At 66.2% G+C, this 14,890-nt stretch carries 15 protein-coding genes; 7 read left to right on the top strand and 8 right to left on the bottom strand.

Translation table 11 applies throughout. From position 1 onward, the window contains the following. Positions 1 to 53: 53 nt before the first annotated feature. Positions 54 to 1,022 carry a helix-turn-helix domain-containing protein gene (locus ACEN98_RS08620; RefSeq protein ID WP_413383469.1) on the top strand — a complete coding sequence of 323 codons (969 nt, stop codon included), beginning with the start codon at positions 54 to 56 and terminating at the stop codon, positions 1,020 to 1,022. Here ACEN98_RS08620 and ACEN98_RS08615 read toward each other — a convergent pair. The 4 genes from ACEN98_RS08615 to ACEN98_RS08600 form a co-directional block, all read right to left on the bottom strand. Beyond that, positions 952 to 1,890, bottom strand: a complete 939-nt coding sequence (locus tag ACEN98_RS08615) for a hypothetical protein (RefSeq protein WP_413383467.1) — start codon at positions 1,888 to 1,890, stop codon at positions 952 to 954. The genes ACEN98_RS08620 and ACEN98_RS08615 overlap by 71 nt on opposite strands. Next, positions 1,887 to 2,687 carry a hypothetical protein gene (locus ACEN98_RS08610; RefSeq protein WP_413383465.1) on the bottom strand — a complete coding sequence of 267 codons (801 nt, stop codon included), beginning with the start codon at positions 2,685 to 2,687 and terminating at the stop codon, positions 1,887 to 1,889. Before ACEN98_RS08610 ends, ACEN98_RS08615 begins: the two co-directional genes overlap by 4 nt. Positions 2,688 to 2,699: 12 nt before the next feature. Then, the gene (locus tag ACEN98_RS08605; protein ID WP_413383463.1) at positions 2,700 to 2,936 is read right to left on the bottom strand and encodes a hypothetical protein; all 237 of its coding nucleotides are present in this window, start codon (positions 2,934 to 2,936) and stop codon (positions 2,700 to 2,702) included. Between the two features lie 106 nt (positions 2,937 to 3,042). Next, the gene (locus tag ACEN98_RS08600; RefSeq protein ID WP_413383461.1) at positions 3,043 to 3,891 is read right to left on the bottom strand and encodes an intradiol ring-cleavage dioxygenase; all 849 of its coding nucleotides are present in this window, start codon (positions 3,889 to 3,891) and stop codon (positions 3,043 to 3,045) included. Between the two features lie 206 nt (positions 3,892 to 4,097). On the opposite strand from ACEN98_RS08600, the gene ACEN98_RS08595 reads away from it, so the two are divergent. Continuing rightward, the gene (locus ACEN98_RS08595) at positions 4,098 to 4,607 is read left to right on the top strand and encodes a DUF6622 family protein (protein WP_413383459.1); all 510 of its coding nucleotides are present in this window, start codon (positions 4,098 to 4,100) and stop codon (positions 4,605 to 4,607) included. Between the two features lie 3 nt (positions 4,608 to 4,610). Here ACEN98_RS08595 and ACEN98_RS08590 read toward each other — a convergent pair whose 3' ends face one another. Next, positions 4,611 to 5,063 carry a DUF2214 family protein gene (locus tag ACEN98_RS08590; RefSeq protein WP_413383457.1) on the bottom strand — a complete coding sequence of 151 codons (453 nt, stop codon included), beginning with the start codon at positions 5,061 to 5,063 and terminating at the stop codon, positions 4,611 to 4,613. A 116-nt stretch (positions 5,064 to 5,179) separates the two neighbouring features. Then, positions 5,180 to 9,313: an ATP-dependent RNA helicase HrpA gene (gene hrpA, locus ACEN98_RS08585; RefSeq protein ID WP_413383455.1), complete on the bottom strand. Its 4,134-nt coding sequence runs from the start codon at positions 9,311 to 9,313 to the stop codon at positions 5,180 to 5,182. Between the two features lie 54 nt (positions 9,314 to 9,367). Between hrpA and argA the strand changes: the two genes are divergently transcribed. Together argA and ACEN98_RS08575 are read left to right on the top strand one after the other, a co-directional pair. After that, positions 9,368 to 10,681, top strand: coding sequence for an amino-acid N-acetyltransferase (gene argA / locus ACEN98_RS08580; protein ID WP_413339064.1), 1,314 nt, complete (start codon positions 9,368 to 9,370; stop codon positions 10,679 to 10,681). A gap of 201 nt (positions 10,682 to 10,882) precedes the next feature. Next, the gene (locus tag ACEN98_RS08575; protein ID WP_056136429.1) at positions 10,883 to 11,155 is read left to right on the top strand and encodes an oxidative damage protection protein; all 273 of its coding nucleotides are present in this window, start codon (positions 10,883 to 10,885) and stop codon (positions 11,153 to 11,155) included. 85 nt (positions 11,156 to 11,240) lie between these two features. Here ACEN98_RS08575 and ACEN98_RS08570 read toward each other — a convergent pair whose 3' ends face one another. Both ACEN98_RS08570 and rpiA read right to left on the bottom strand, forming a co-directional pair. After that, a complete protein-coding gene (locus ACEN98_RS08570; protein WP_413383453.1) occupies positions 11,241 to 11,555 on the bottom strand; it encodes a hypothetical protein in 315 nt (104 codons plus the stop codon). Positions 11,556 to 11,557: 2 nt separating this feature from the next. Next, entirely contained in the window at positions 11,558 to 12,235 is a 678-nt protein-coding gene (rpiA, locus tag ACEN98_RS08565) for a ribose-5-phosphate isomerase RpiA (protein ID WP_413383451.1), read from the bottom strand. A 116-nt stretch (positions 12,236 to 12,351) separates the two neighbouring features. Between rpiA and ACEN98_RS08560 the strand changes: the two genes are divergently transcribed. From ACEN98_RS08560 to ACEN98_RS08550, 3 genes are read left to right on the top strand one after another with little or no spacing between them, the layout of a single operon-like run. Continuing rightward, positions 12,352 to 13,866 (top strand): chlorophyllase/cutinase-like alpha/beta fold protein, encoded by a 1,515-nt coding sequence (locus ACEN98_RS08560; RefSeq protein ID WP_413383449.1) that lies wholly within the window; start codon positions 12,352 to 12,354, stop codon positions 13,864 to 13,866. A 28-nt stretch (positions 13,867 to 13,894) separates the two neighbouring features. Continuing rightward, positions 13,895 to 14,260: a VOC family protein gene (locus ACEN98_RS08555; protein WP_413383447.1), complete on the top strand. Its 366-nt coding sequence runs from the start codon at positions 13,895 to 13,897 to the stop codon at positions 14,258 to 14,260. Positions 14,261 to 14,285: 25 nt separating this feature from the next. After that, a complete protein-coding gene (locus ACEN98_RS08550) occupies positions 14,286 to 14,885 on the top strand; it encodes a gamma carbonic anhydrase family protein (protein ID WP_413383445.1) in 600 nt (199 codons plus the stop codon). Positions 14,886 to 14,890: the final 5 nt, after the last annotated feature.

The raw sequence follows: 14,890 nt of genomic DNA, 5'->3' as shown, positions 1-14,890 counted from the left end.
CTTTTCCGACGCCCTGTCGGACCAGGCTGCGGAAGAATGCTAGACTTTTTCGCATGCACTCCCGTCCCGCTCCCATCTCGCACGCCGTCTTCGACACCATGTGCGGCACCGACGCCACGCTCGAACGCTTCGTGTGGCTGGGCGACGGCATGGCCGCGGCGATCTGGCAGCGCGACACCCGTGAAGCGCTGACCGTGTACGACCGGCCCGGCCACCACACCCTCTCCTGCTACCTGGGCGGCGGCTACCGCACGGAACGCAGCGGCATGCACAGGCAGTACGGCGCGCCGCTGCGCCTGTGCACGCTGCCGGACGACCACGAATCGGAATGGGTGGTGCGCGACCATCTGCGCCTGCTGCACGTGTACTTCATGCCGGCGCATTTCACGCGCCGCGCCGTGGTGGAGCTGGACCGCGAACCGCGCGAGATCACGCTCGCCGACCGCACGTATTTCGAAAGCCCCGCCCTGCTGCGCCTGTGCCAGTCGCTGATCGCGACGCCGTGGGAAGACACCGACAATCTGCTGCGCGCCAACGAGATCACCCACGACACGCTGAGCGAACTGCTGCGCTCACAAGGCGTGCCGCGGCGCGAACTGCGGCTCAAGGGCGGCCTCGCGCCGCTGCTGCGCCGCCGCCTCGCCGACTACATCGACGCGAACCTGACGCAACCCATCACGCTCGGCACGCTGGCGCAGGTGGCCTGCCTGTCGGAGTTTCATCTGGCGCGCATGTTCCGCGTCTCGTTCGGCATGCCGCCGTCGGCCTGGATCGCCCAGCGCCGCCTCGAGCAGGCCCGCACGCTGTTGAAGACCACCGCCCTGCCCTTGCAGCAGGTCGCCGACCTGTGCGGCTATGCGGACCTGTCGCATTTCGGCCATCGCTTCCGGGCCGCGACGGGCACGTCGCCGCGGCGCTATCGGCAGGCCATGGCGCCAGGAACCGGTTTCCTTACGGCGGACACGTCGCATTCCAGCCTGCAAAGAACAGGCTGTACGCCCGCTCGCCAACGACCGCCTTGATCGCCTCTCCCTCCCGCTTCGCGTCCCGGTGCCCCAATTGCTCGGCAATGAAAAAATGGCGCGCTGCCAGCCTGTAGTCGGGCTGCGTGGCGCTGACGTGCTTCTGGCCGCGCAGGTAAGCCTCGGCGCTGTCCATATCGTGCACCTTGACGCCTTTATCCTCGATCGGCGATGGTAGCGGCCCCGCGATGATCGTCTTGCGCGGAGGCGGCGCAGGTGGCAGCTTCCTGAGAATACGTTTCGCGTTCGCCGACCCTTCGTCCGCGGCGCGACGGAACCAGTAGCGCGCCTCCTTGACATCCTGTGGCACGCCGAACGATTCGTCCCAGTAGAGCTCGCCCAGTTGCTCCATTGCCAACCGCTTCACGTTCCGCTCGTGAGAATGGACGAGATCCAGGACCGTGTCGCACCTGCCGCTGGCGCCAGGGCCGCGATAAGGAACGCGCGACGTCGCCGCCCGCTCGAAGAACTGCAATGCCAGCGGAAGATCCGTGTCGACACCCTCTCCCCGACCATACATTTTCCCCAGCGCGAACAGGGCGCTGATGCATCCCTGGTCCGCCCCGTCGCGGTAACGCCGTTCGGCCGTCCTGCGGTTTTGCCGTGTGCCGTAGCCATTCGCATAGCACAGCCCGGCGTAAAAAGTTCCGTACGGGACGCCCAGCTCACCGGCCTTCCTGAACGCAGCCAAGATGGCGGCCGGGTCCTTGAACTTGCGGACATGCTTGAGCCGGATGAACGCGTCGACCAGCGACGCCTGGGCATGGCTCGCGGCATCAAGCTCACGCAACAGTTTGACCGACACCTTCTCGTCGCCGGCGAGATGAAGGTGGAAGGCGGCTCTTGCCAATCGATAGCCGGTGCTCATGTGCAGGTGGTCTCCTGGTGGTGGGTCGATGTCGAGACATCCAGGGCGTCCGTACCGAACGCGAATACGCTCACGTCCAGCGTCCCGGGCGCCAGCGTGTCGTCGCATCCGATGCACTGGGTGATCGTGGTTGAAGGTGGCAGGAACGCACGCAGCCGGATGATCACGTCCAACGCTTCCTTGCCCGGCAAGGCCGGCCCGGCCGTCGTCACGACGACACACACGCCGGTCGCGCCGCCGCAGTGCGGTTCCAGCTGCGCGATCGCCGCGGCGCACGCGGCGTCCGCCCGGCCGGCACCGGCGTCTGCCGCAGTGGACGTGCCGAAGCCGTAGCGCGCGCGGCGCGGCGTGCCTGCCGCTGCGACGACATGCCGCACGTCGCGCCATTCGCAGCCGATCCATGCCGGCGAATCATCCGGCACCGTCAGCGCACGTACCAGCCGGCGCACGAATTGCGCGCTATCGGACGGGCCGACCATGAACACGGCGTCGAAAGCGGCGAGTAGGGCCGAACTCACCGTGTCCGGCCCGGTGTCATCGTCCCGCTCGACCCGGCATACCGCAATGCGCAACACCGGTCCGACATACCGCGCGGAGAGCCGGACAGCCCGGGCTTCCGCGTCGCGCTGGACCAGCGCCCCCGACACGACTACCAGATCGGTTGCGTCATCCCGTCCACCCGCCGGCACCGCTTTTTTCACGAAGATGACAGCCGGTTCGTCGTGCCGGCCATCCGCAGCGAGGTCATACCAGAGCACGGCTGGACACGACCTTGTCTCGAAGTGCGAAAAATCCATGTTCGATGCCGATCAACGCATAGGAGAAAAGTCGAAATCCTTCACGAAGGCGACGACGGCGTGTCCGCGCACCAGCAGGATGCTTTCCATTCTCAATTGCGCCACCAGCGCGTCGATGAAGCTCTCTTTGATCCGGTCACGTTCGCAAAACTCGTAGAACCTCGGCCAACGCATGGTCAGGACATCGAGCGACTGCCGTCGCATGTGCTCCGAAATTTCATCCGAAATTGCCTTCACCGACAATGTCATTTTTCCCCATCCAAAATCGTTGTAAGCGATGAATAAGAATGAGAATATCACATTGTAAGAATTTTTTAAGAGATTTTTATACACCTCCCAAGGCGTCTTACCGCCATCACAACGACACCCCGATCGTCAGCGTGACGACATACCCATTCACCGCATCCCCGCTCACGGACGCCATTTGCAGCGATGTGCCGTCGCTGAACACGTTGTCCGTCGCATAGCTCATCGAGGCCAGGTTGCGCGAGCTGGTGCTGTATGCCGTCGTCGCATAGGCTTCGTTCAGGGTCGCCATCGGGAACGTGAACTGCGAGGTCTTGACGCGGTTGGCGGCGCTCGTCGCCTTCGCGAGACTCGGGTAGACCTCGAAGTGGATGTGCGGCATGCGGCCCGAGTAGCAGCCCGGGAAGATCGTCGTGAACGTCACGCTGCCCGTGCTGTCCGCCTCCTGCACGCCGCGCAGGTAGTTCTCGCTCGTCAGGCCGCTCGCGTACATCGAGTAATTGCCGTCGCGGTCGCAGTGCCACAGGTAGACCGCGGCGCCGGCCGCGCTGGCGCAGCTCGCGCCCACGTTCACGATCTGCAGTTTCAGGGTCGTCGGGATGCCGGCCGCCGTCTTGCTGCCGGGAGAAACGCTCGTGCGGATGTCGCTGCGCACGATGCCGGACAGCGCCAGCGCGTTCGCGATGCCGTTGCCGTTGCCGTTGGTGCCGTCGCCCGGGTACGGGCCGCCCGTCTCCTCCGGAATGACGGAACAGGTGCCGGTGGTGGTGGTGGTGCTGCCCGTCGACGTCGTCGATGACGCCACGATATCGCCGGACGATCCGCCGCCCCCACCGCAACTCGCGAGCGGCACGGCGGCCGCGGACGCGAACAGCCAGCGCAGCGACTGGCGCCGGCTGGCCTGGGTGGCGAGCATGCGCTCGAGGTCTTCGGCAAGGCTGTGGTGTGAATGATCCATGTGTCCCCCTGGGTTACGGAAGGCGCATTGTCGGATGGGGAAACGTTAAGCGCGGTCAACCACCGTAAAGCTGTGTAAAGACGCTGCATTTCGCGCCGCCCAGCCGCATTTCGCGCCGCGATCGCAACATGTCGTCGCATGAGCGCACGGGCATGCGGGGGCGCTGGCACAGTGGCATCAACTTAACGCACTTGATGGAGCCGACCATGCTGATCCAGATCCTGACCCACACCCCGCTGTACGTCTGGACGATCCTCGCCTTCCTCGTCTACCGCGGCATGGCCGCCATGCGCGACCGCGACGTGGAAGTCCGCAAGCTCGTCATGATCCCGGCCGTGATGCTGCTGCTGTCGCTGCAGGACATCGGCACGAAATTCGGTCTCGGTGGATGGGCGCTGGCCGCGTGGGCGGCGGCTGCCGCCGGCATGGCGCTGGCGGCGGGGCTGGCGGGTTCGGAGCGCATCGCGGCAAGCACGGTGCCGGGCCATGTGCGCGTGCGCGGCAGCCGCCTGCCGCTCGTCATGATGATGGCCGTGTTCTTCACGAAGTACGTGGCGTCGGTGACGCTGGCCGTCGCGCCGCAGCTGCGTCAGGACACGCTGTTCGCCTGCATCGTGTGCAGCCTGTTCGGCGTCTTCAACGGCTGGTTCATCGGCCGGCTGGTGGGCGACATGGCGTCCGTGCGCATGCTGCCGGCCGGCGCGGCAGCCGCCTGAGAATCAGTACCCGACGCCGCGCGCCATCATTGCCGCGAAGACCGGGATCAGGGCGAACACGTGGATCTCCAGCAGCATCGTCCGGCGCAGCGCGGTGACTTCGTCCAGCGCCGGCACGAACGCCGCATCCGCCTTCGCCCGTTTTTGCCAGGCGAGGATGCGCAACGTGGGCTTGATTGAGATGAGGCCCACGGCGGCGAAGGCCGCGATCTTGGCCCAGAACATCGGGTTGTGCATGTAGAACGCGGCACCCTTCGCGCCATACGCCACGCGCAGGAAGCCGACGATCAGGATCGCCAGCGCCATCACGCCATACGCCGCGTCGAAGCGCCCCAGCAGGCGCACGGTCTGCGGCGACATCGCGGCGGGCCGCATCAGCGCCAGTTCGGCGGCCAGGGCGGACGCGATGCCGAATACGATCAGGTGGTGGACGATGGCGAGCACGAGGTCGGTCATGGCAAAGTCGTTGGCAGTGATGAGATGTCAACTGTAGCAAACTTCGGGGTCAAACTTCGGGGTCAGAGCCCGATTTTGGGCAATTTCCAAAAATCAGGCTCTGACCCCGGTGTTGACTAGCGCAGCATCGACTCCCACACTTTCTGCAGGCGCTTGGAAGACACCGGCATCGGCGTACGCAGCTCCTGCGCGAACAGCGACACGCGCAGTTCTTCCAGCATCCAGCGGAACTCGATCATGCGCGGGTCGAGGTTCTTCAGCGGCTGGTTCTTCACCGTGCGCTGGAACTGCGTCGCCGCCGTCTGCCACTCCGCCATCAGCTGCGCGTCGCGCGCCGGATTGCCGCGCAGTTTTTCCAGGCGCACGTTCATCGCCTTCAGGTAGCGCGGGAAGTGCGCCAGCTGGCTGTACTCCGTCTCCGCGATGAAGCGCTTGTGCACGAGGCCCTGCAACTGCGCCTGCATGTCGCTCGCGACGGCCGGCGGCAGGCCTTGCAGGCGCTTCGGCAGGCCGTGGAACTCCGCGAGGATCTGGCCGGCGAGGCGCGCCGTCTCGTTGATCAGCAGGCCGATGCGGCCCTTGCCCTCGTCCTTGCGCTTGTTGAACGAGGCGGCGTCATGCGGCAGCGGGTCCTGCAAACAGGCGATCTCGATGGCCTTGTTGACGATCTGCTCGCGCAGCTCTTCCGGCGTACCTACCGACATGAACTGCATGCCCATCTGCTGCAGGCCCGGCACGTTCTTTTCCGCGAATTTCAGCTGGTCCTTGAACTGCAGCGCGAACAGGCGGCGCAGGCCGATGCGGTGCGTGCGCGCCGCCACGTTCGGGTCGTCGAAGACTTCCAGGTCGCAGTACGTGCCCTTGTCCACGAGCGCGGGGAAGCCGATCAGCGTGATCTTCCCCTGCGTGATCTCCAGCAGTTCCGGCAGCTCGCCGAACGTCCAGCCGGTGATGTTCGTGTGGGCGGTCGGCGCGGCGGGTGCGGCCGGTGCGGGCTTGCCTTTCGCCGCTGCCGGCGCGGCTGGCGCGGCCAGCGGCTTGGCGCTTGACTGCCCGGCGGCCGGCGTCGTCTCCGCCATGCGCTGGAAACTCTGGCGCGCCTGGCCGCCCAACTCGGCCTGCAACGTGGCCAGGTTGCGGCCCATGTCCAGCTGGCGGCCGTGTTCGTCGACCACCTTGAAGTTCATGAAGAGGTGGGCCGGCAAGGTCTCCAGCTTGAAGTCCGTCGTCATCACGCGCACGCCCGTCTGCGCGTGGATGTCCGCGATCAGCGCGTCGATCAGGTCCCCGCGGCCGAAGCGCACGGGGTCCTCGTTGCGCTCGAAGAAGCGCGCGGCGTACTCCGGCAGCGGCACGCAGTGGCGGCGCAGCTTCTGCGGCAGGGACTTCAATAGCAGCTGCACTTTTTCCTTCAGCATGCCCGGCACGAGCCAGTCCGCGCGCTCGCGCGGGATCTGGTTCAGCGCGAACAGCGGCACGGCCAGGGTCACGCCGTCGCGCGGGCTGCCCGGTTCGAAGTGGTACGACAGGCCCATCTCGATGCCGGTGACGTTCATCGTCTTCGGGAACAGCTCCGTCGTGACGCCCGCCGCTTCGTGGCGCATCAGTTCTTCGCGGTTCAGGTACAGCAACTTCGGGTTGTCGCGCGACGCGTCCTTGTACCACTTCTCGAAACCCGCACCGTTCACCACGTCCGACGGGATCTCGCTATCGTAGAACGCATGGATCAACTGGTCGTCCACGAGCACGTCCAGGCGGCGCGACTTGTGTTCGAGGTTCTCGATTTCCTTGATCAGCTTGTGGTTGTGCGCGAAGAACGGCGAACGCGTCTCGTAATCGCCGCCGACCAGCGCGTCGCGGATAAAGATCTCGCGGGCCTCGGCTGGATTGTGCTGCGCGTAGTTGATGCGGCGCTGGCTGTAGACGACGATGCCGTACAGCGTCGCGCGCTCGCTCGCCGTGACCTGCGCCGTGCGCTTTTCCCAGCGCGGCTCGCCCCACGATTTTTTCAGCAGGTGGCCGCCGATCTTCTCGACCCACTCCGGCTGGATCTGGGCGATGCAGCGCGCGTACAGGCGCGTCGTCTCGACCAGTTCCGCCGCCATGATCCATTTGCCGGCCTTCTTGCCGAGCGTGGAACCGGGCCAGATGTGGAACTTGATGCCGCGCGCGCCAAGATAGGCGCCGCCGGTTTGTCCACCCTCGTCTTCCATCTTGTAGCCGATATTGCCGAGCAAACCGGTCAGCAGCGCCATGTGCAGCTGTTCGTACGTGGCCGGGGCGTCGTTCAGGCGCCAGCCCTGCTCCTTCACGATCGTGAGCAGTTGCGAGTGCACGTCGCGCCACTCGCGCAGGCGCACCTGCGACAGGAAGTTCTCGCGGCAGTTGTCCTGCAGCTGGCGGTTGGTCTTCTTGTGCTCGATGGCTTGCTCGAACCAGCGCCAGATCTTCAGGAAGCTCAAAAATTCGCTCTTTTCGTCGGCGAACTTCTTGTGCTTCTCGTCGGCCTGCTGCTGGTATTCCATCGGCCGGTCGCGCGGGTCCTGCACGGACAGCGCGGATGCGATGATCAGCATCTCGGTCAGGCACACGTTATCGACGGCTGCCAGGATCATGCGGCCCACGCGGGGGTCGAGCGGCAGCTTGGCCAGCTTGCGGCCCATCGCCGTGAGTTCGTTGGCGTCGTCGACGGCGCCCAGTTCCTGCAGCAGCTGGTAGCCGTCGGCGATGGCGCGGCCCTGCGGCGGTTCGACGAACGGGAAGGTCTCCACGTCCGTCAGGTGCAGGGACTTCATGCGCAGGATGACGGCCGCCAGCGACGAGCGCAGGATCTCCGGGTCCGTGAATTTCGGTCGCTGCAGGAAATCGTCTTCCTCGTACAAACGGATGCAGACGCCGTCCGCGACGCGGCCGCAACGGCCCGCGCGCTGGTTGGCGGCGGCCTGCGAGATCGCCTCGACCTGCAGCTGCTCGACCTTGTTGCGGTAGCTGTAGCGTTTTACGCGCGCCAGGCCGGCGTCGACGACGTAGCGGATGCCGGGCACCGTCAGCGACGTCTCGGCCACGTTCGTCGCGAGGACGATGCGGCGCGCGTTCGTCGTGCGGAACACGCGGTCCTGTTCTTCGACGGAGAGTCGCGCGAACAACGGCAGGATTTCCACGTGCGGCGGATGGTGTTTTCGGAGCGCCTCGGCGCAGTCGCGGATCTCGCGCTCGCCCGGCAGGAACACGAGCACGTCGCCTTGACCCAGGCGGCACAATTCGTCGACGCCGTCGACGACGGCATCCATCAGGTCGCGCTTGTCGCGCGCGGCCTGCGCTTTCGACATCGATTTACCGTCGGCGGCGGGTGCGAATTCCTGGTCGCGTTCGACGGGGCGGTAACGCACCTCGACCTTGTACAAGCGCCCTGACACTTCGATGACGGGCGCCGGCTTTTCCGGCGTGCCGAAGTGGCGCGCGAAGCGGTCGGCGTCGATCGTCGCGGACGTGATGATCACCTTCAGGTCCGGCCGGCGCGGCAGGATCTCCTTCAGGTAGCCGAGCAGGAAGTCGATGTTCAGGCTGCGTTCGTGCGCCTCGTCGATGATGATCGTGTCGTAGGCCTTGAGCAGCGGGTCGGTCTGGGTTTCGGCCAGCAGGATACCGTCCGTCATCAGCTTGACCCAGGCGCCGGACGACAGCGTGTCGTTGAAGCGGACCTTGTAGCCGACGTGCTCGCCCAGCGGCGAACCGAGTTCGAACGCGATGCGCTTCGCGGTCGACGACGCGGCGATGCGGCGCGGCTGCGTGTGGCCGATCATGCCCTTTTCGCCGCGACCCAGCTCCAGGCAGATCTTCGGCAGCTGCGTCGTCTTGCCCGAGCCGGTTTCGCCGGACACGATCACCACCTGGTTCTCCATCAGCGCCTTCGCGATTTCGGCGCGGCGGCCCGAGACAGGGAGGTCTTCCGGGAAGGTGATCGGGGGGAGCGGATTGCGCACCGCGTCCTTGCGCGCGGGGCGCTCCTCGCGTGAACGTTGGGTGCCTTCGCGCGGCTTGGCCGGACGGCCCTGCGCAGGAGCGTCCGCACGCAAGGTGGAGCCTGGCGACGGACGCACCTGCGCCTGCGCGAGCGCGTTCGCGAGCGCGCCCTCGCGCGCAGGCGGGCGCGGACCGCGACGGGCGTCGCCGCGCGGCGGTTGCGAGGAACGGTCGGGGGATGCGGCGCGCGCCGGCTTGGGCGCAGGCTTGTTACTCTGTTCAGACATTGATTTTTACGAGGATTTGGTGCGCAAGTCGCGCAGCGAATTATAATGCGGCAAATGGAAAACCCTACCCAATTCGTCCAGTGGCTGCGCTCCGTCGCGCCGTATATTCACGCATTCGGCGGCAAGACCTTCGTCGTCGCTTTCCCCGGTGAACTGGTGTCGGCCGGCGCCCTGCCCGTGCTGGCGCAGGACCTGTCACTGCTGGTCGGACTCGGCATCCGCGTCGTGCTGGTGCACGGGTCGCGGCCGCAGGTCGCCGAACAGCTCGCGCTGCGTAACGTCGCGGGCCGCTTCCACAACGGCGTGCGCGTCACCGACAGCGCGGCGATGGAATGCGCCAAGGAAGCCGCCGGCGAACTGCGCCTGGACATCGAGGGCGCGTTCAGCCAGGGCTTGCCCAACACGCCGATGTCGAATGCGCACATCAGCATCGTTTCCGGCAACTTCGTCACCGCGCGCCCGCTCGGCGTGATCGACGGCGTCGACCACGAGCTGACGGGCGTAACGCGCAAGGTCGCCGCCGCCAAGATCCAGCCCATCCTGGAGACCGAGGACAACATCGTCCTGCTGTCGCCGCTGGGCTTCTCGCCGACCGGCGAGGTGTTCAACCTGACGATGGAAGACGTGGCGGTATCCGCCGCCATCGCCCTGCATGCCGAAAAGCTCATCTTCATCACGGAGACGCCGCTGATGAAGGACGCCGGCGGCGGCGACATCCGCGAACTGTCGTCGCACCAGGCCGAAGCCGTGCTGCAGGCGGGCTTCCTGCCGAACGACGCGTCGTTCTACCTGCAGCACGCGATCAAGGCGTGCAACAGCGGCGTCGACCGCGCCCACATCGTCCCGTTCTCGACGGACGGCTCCGCGCTGCTGGAACTGTTCACCCACGACGGCGTGGGCACGATGATCACGCACGACAACCTGGAGAGCCTGCGCCAGGCCACAATTGAGGACGTCGGCGGAATTATCAAGCTCATCGAACCGCTCGAAGCGGACGGCACGCTGGTCAAGCGTCCGCGCGAGCTGATCGAACGCGAAATCGAACAATTCTCCGTGATCGAGCACGACGGCGTCATCTTCGGCTGCGCCGCGCTCTACCCGTTCCCGGAATCGAAGATGGCGGAAATGGCCTGCCTGACGGTGAGCCAGGACGCGCAGACCCAGGGCGACGGCGAGCGCATTCTAAAACACATGGAAAACCGCGCCCGCGCGGCCGGCATGTCCAAGCTGTTCGTGCTGACCACGCGCACGTCGCACTGGTTCAAGAAGCGCGGGTTCGTGCCGGCGACCGTCGACGACCTGCCCAAGGATCGGGCGCACATGTACAACTGGCAACGCAGGTCGCAAATCCTGATCAAGCAGCTGTAAAACCGTCGTCCCCGCGAAAGCGGGGACCCATGCTGAAGATCCAAAGTCGAGCTCTTGGACACTTCGCATCGCCTCCGAATTACCGAATCTTGGGCCTCGGCGTGGATTCCCGCTTTCGCGGGAATGACGAAGTCAACGTCTGTAGCTTTTCCAACCTGGCCTTATAATCACGTTTTCCGATACCGAACCAGGAGCAAGAACATGGCCCGCACCGTCCACTGCATCAAACTGAACAAGGAAGCCGAAGGCCTGGCCTTCCCGCCGTACCCGGGCGAACTGGGCAAGCGCATTTATGAAAGCGTGTCGAAGGAAGCCTGGGATGGCTGGCTGAAGCACCAGACGATGCTCATCAACGAAAACCGCCTGAACATGGCCGATGCGCGCGCCCGCAAATACCTGGCCACGCAAATGGAACGCCATTTCTTCGGCGAAGGTGCCGACGAGGCTGCCGGCTACGTACCGCCGTCCGCCTGATTCCGTCGGGTGGGCACCCCGTGCCCACGCGTAACGTCAACAATTCGCATACGTCACGCGTGGGCGGAGGGCCACCCACCCTACGTTACATCTGCCTGCACTGGCGCAGCTCGCAGCGCGCCATGAAAACCTTCCCGCCGTCGCAGCGCATGCGATAGACCTCGACCGGCCCCGGCTCCGTGATGAGCCCGGCACCCTGCCCGCCCGTGCACCCTTGCTGCTTCGCCATCTTCTCGACGGTCGCCGACGACACGCCCATGCGGAACGGAATCGTCTCGATGGCCGGCGCGGTATCGGCCGCAGCCACAGATGCGGCTGGTGCGGCCGGCATCTGCCGGTGGAACGTGGAGCAGCCGCCCAGCACCGCGACGGCCGCGCAAATGAGCGCCAGGCGGTTCATGCTCAGAACGTCAGCTTCTTGACGCCTTCGCCCGTGCCCAGCAGGCAGACGTCGGCGCCGCGGCGGGCGAACAGGCCGACGGCGATCACGCCGACGATCTGGTTGATCTCCGATTCCAGCGCCACCGCATCCGTGATCGACAGGCCGGCCACGTCCAGGATGTAGCCGCCGTTGTCGGTGACGAACGCGTCCGTGCTGCCCGGCTTGGTGCGCAGGCGCGGCTGGCCACCCAGCGCGGTCAGCTTGCGGCTGACGGCGTTCGCGGCCATCGGCACCACCTCGACCGGCAGCGGGAATTGTCCCAGCGTCTCGACCAGCTTGGAGCCGTCGGCGATGCACACGAACTTGCCCGATACGGAGGCAACGATCTTTTCGCGCGTCAATGCCGCGCCGCCGCCCTTGATCATGGCGCCGGTGGCGTTGATCTCGTCGGCGCCGTCGACGTAGACGGAGATCGATTCGATGTCGTTCAGGTCGAACACCTCGATGCCGTGGCCGCGCAGGCGCGTCGCCGTCGCTTCCGACGACGCCACCGCGCCCTTGATGCGCGACTTGATCTTGCCGAGTTCGTCGATGAAGAAGTTGGCGGTGGAGCCGGTGCCGACGCCGATGATTTCGCCGTCGACCACGTATTCGATGGCGGCGCGCGCCACTGCCTGCTTGAGTTCGTCCTGAGTCATGATGTTGGAAGGGTGTGAAGAAGAATCCGACATTTTAACGGATTCACATGTCGCGCCAAATATCATGCCAATTCAGCATATAATCTTGCAACCAAAGAAACACCCGCCGACGACCCATGCTCCGGACACTGACCACCCTGCTGCTCGCCTTCGTCCTCGCGCCCACCGCGACGGCCGCCGACTTCACGCCGTCCACCCCGCCCGGCCCGTACCGCGTCGGCTTCCACGTCCGCCAGCAGTACGACCGGGCGCGCGTCTACCAGCATCCGCGCAGTCCCGTCACGGCGCAGGCGACGAGCGGCGACCGGTCGCGGCCGCTGCAGACGCTGATCTGGTATCCGGCCATCGGCACGGGCGGCGCGCTGACCTACCGCGACTACGTGACGACCGTGGCGACGGAAGAGGAATTCAGCCGCATGCCGGACCAGGTGCGCCGCGCCACCGACGCGCTCGTCGAAACGCGCACCCCGCAGGTCCAGCGCGACCTGGCCAGCCCCGTGCGCGCCCTTCGGGACGCGCCCGAGCGCCCCGGTAAATTCCCCGTCGTGATCTACGCGCCGAGCCACAGTGCCTACGCCATCGAGAACACCGACCTGTGCGAATACCTCGCGAGCCACGGCTACATCGTGATCGCGACGCCGTCGCTGGGTCCGCGCTCGCACAGGATGACCGCGAGCCTGGAGGGCGCCGAAGCGCAGGCGGACGACATCGGCTTCCTCGTCGGCTACGTCCAGACGCTGGCGCAGGCGGATACGAACCGCATCGCCGTCGTCGGCCACAGCTGGGGCAGCCTGGCAAGCGTGCTGGCCGCGGCCCGCGACGACCGCATCCGCGCGCTCGTCACGCTGGACGGCTCGCTGCGCGCCGCGTACGACTACATAAACGGCGGCCCGCGCGCCGCGGGCTACGTCACGCCGGAACGCCTGGGCATCCCGCTGCTGTACATGACGCGCCTGCAGGACGAAGGCGCGATCGGCTCCGAACTGCTGGGGCGCATGCGCTATGCCGACGTGTATCTCGCCACGCTGGACGCCGCGAGCCACATGGATTTCTCGTCGTGGTCGCTGCGCATGGCGCCGGACGCCGCCTTTGGCCAGCGCACGCGCGCGCAATCGGCCCAGGCCTACGGCGCGATGGCGCGCATGGTGGAACGCTTCCTCGACGCCCGCCTGCGCAACGATGCCCCGGCCCGCCGCCAACTGGACGACGCCGTCGCCGCGAACCGTCCGCCGGCCGGCTTCGTCTCGTTCGCGGTACGCCGCGCCACGGGCGCGCCGCCGACACTGGACACGTTCCTCGAGCAACTGGGCCAGCAGGGCTTCGAGCACATCGCCACCATCTACGACCGCCTGCACGCACAGAATCCCGACCTCGCCCTCGACCCGCTGCAAGCCCACGACTGGGGCATGAAGCTGCTGCGCGAGCGGCGCGCCGCGGATGCCATGCACGTGTTCCGGCTGGGCGTCAAACTGTATCCGGAACGCTTCGACTTCCTCTACGACGGCCTCGGCCAGGCATACGAGGCGGCCGGCGAGCGCGACGCTGCCATCGCGAATTACCGGCAGGCGCTGGCGCTGGAACCGGGGCAGGCGCATGCGCGCGAACGGCTGGGGGCGCTGGGGGCGCAGTAATCATTCTTTGACGACGGCGGAGACTGACATGAAACGCGTGACCGGCATCGGCGGCATCTTCTTCCAGGCGCAAGACCCGGCCGCGCTGGGCGCCTGGTACCAGCGCCACCTGGGCATCGACGTCCAGCCGTGGGGCGGCGCCGCGTTCGACTGGACCGACCCCAAGGGCGCCACCGCCTGGTCCGTGTTCCCTGCGGACAGCGACCAGTTCGCGCCGGGCCGGGCCCCGTTCATGATCAACTATCGCGTCGACAACCTCGCCGCCCTGCTGCAGGCCCTGCGCGCCGAAGGCTGCAATGTGCTCGACAGGACGGACGACGGCGAATACGGCAAGTTCGGCTGGGTCATCGATCCCGAAGGCAACAAGGTCGAGCTGTGGGAACCGCCGGCCTGATCACCCACCGTTAAAAGACTTCACCATGCCGCTCTCGAACTACCTCGACACCTCTCCGCAGCTTGCCGAGCGCGTCTACGTGCACGCCTCGGCCCAGGTCATCGGCAGCGTCCGCCTCGGCGCGGACAGCTCGATCTGGTGCAACGCCGTGCTGCGCGGCGACGTCAACGACATCGTGATCGGCCGCTGCACCAACGTCCAGGACCTGACGATGGGCCACGTGTCCCACAAGACGCCCGCCAGGCCGGACGGCTCGCCGCTCGTCATCGGCGACTACGTCACCATCGGCCACGCCGTCATCCTGCACGGCTGCCGCATCGGGAACGAATGCCTCATCGGCATGGGCACCATCGTGATGGACGACGTGGTCGTCGAGGACCGCGTCATGGTCGGCGCCGGCAGTCTCGTCCCGCCGAACAGGACGCTGGAAAGCGGCTTCCTGTACATGGGCCGGCCCGTCGTCAAGGTGCGGGCGCTGTCCGAGGCCGAGATCGCGTACCTGCGCTATTCGGCCGAGCATTATGTGCGCATCAAGGACAATTACCTGAACGGATCCACTGAGCACCGCGCGCCCGCCGCCCCTGAAGCAGAAACGTCGAAAACTGCAAAATCGAAAGAATATTGATTCAA

Source organism: Massilia sp. CT11-137 (assembly GCF_047302885.1).
In the GTDB taxonomy this organism is placed as follows: Bacteria; Pseudomonadota; Gammaproteobacteria; order Burkholderiales; family Burkholderiaceae_D; genus Telluria; species Telluria orientalis.
The sequence above is the reverse complement of the archived record's forward strand: the minus strand, read 5'-3'. Positions and strand labels throughout refer to the sequence as shown.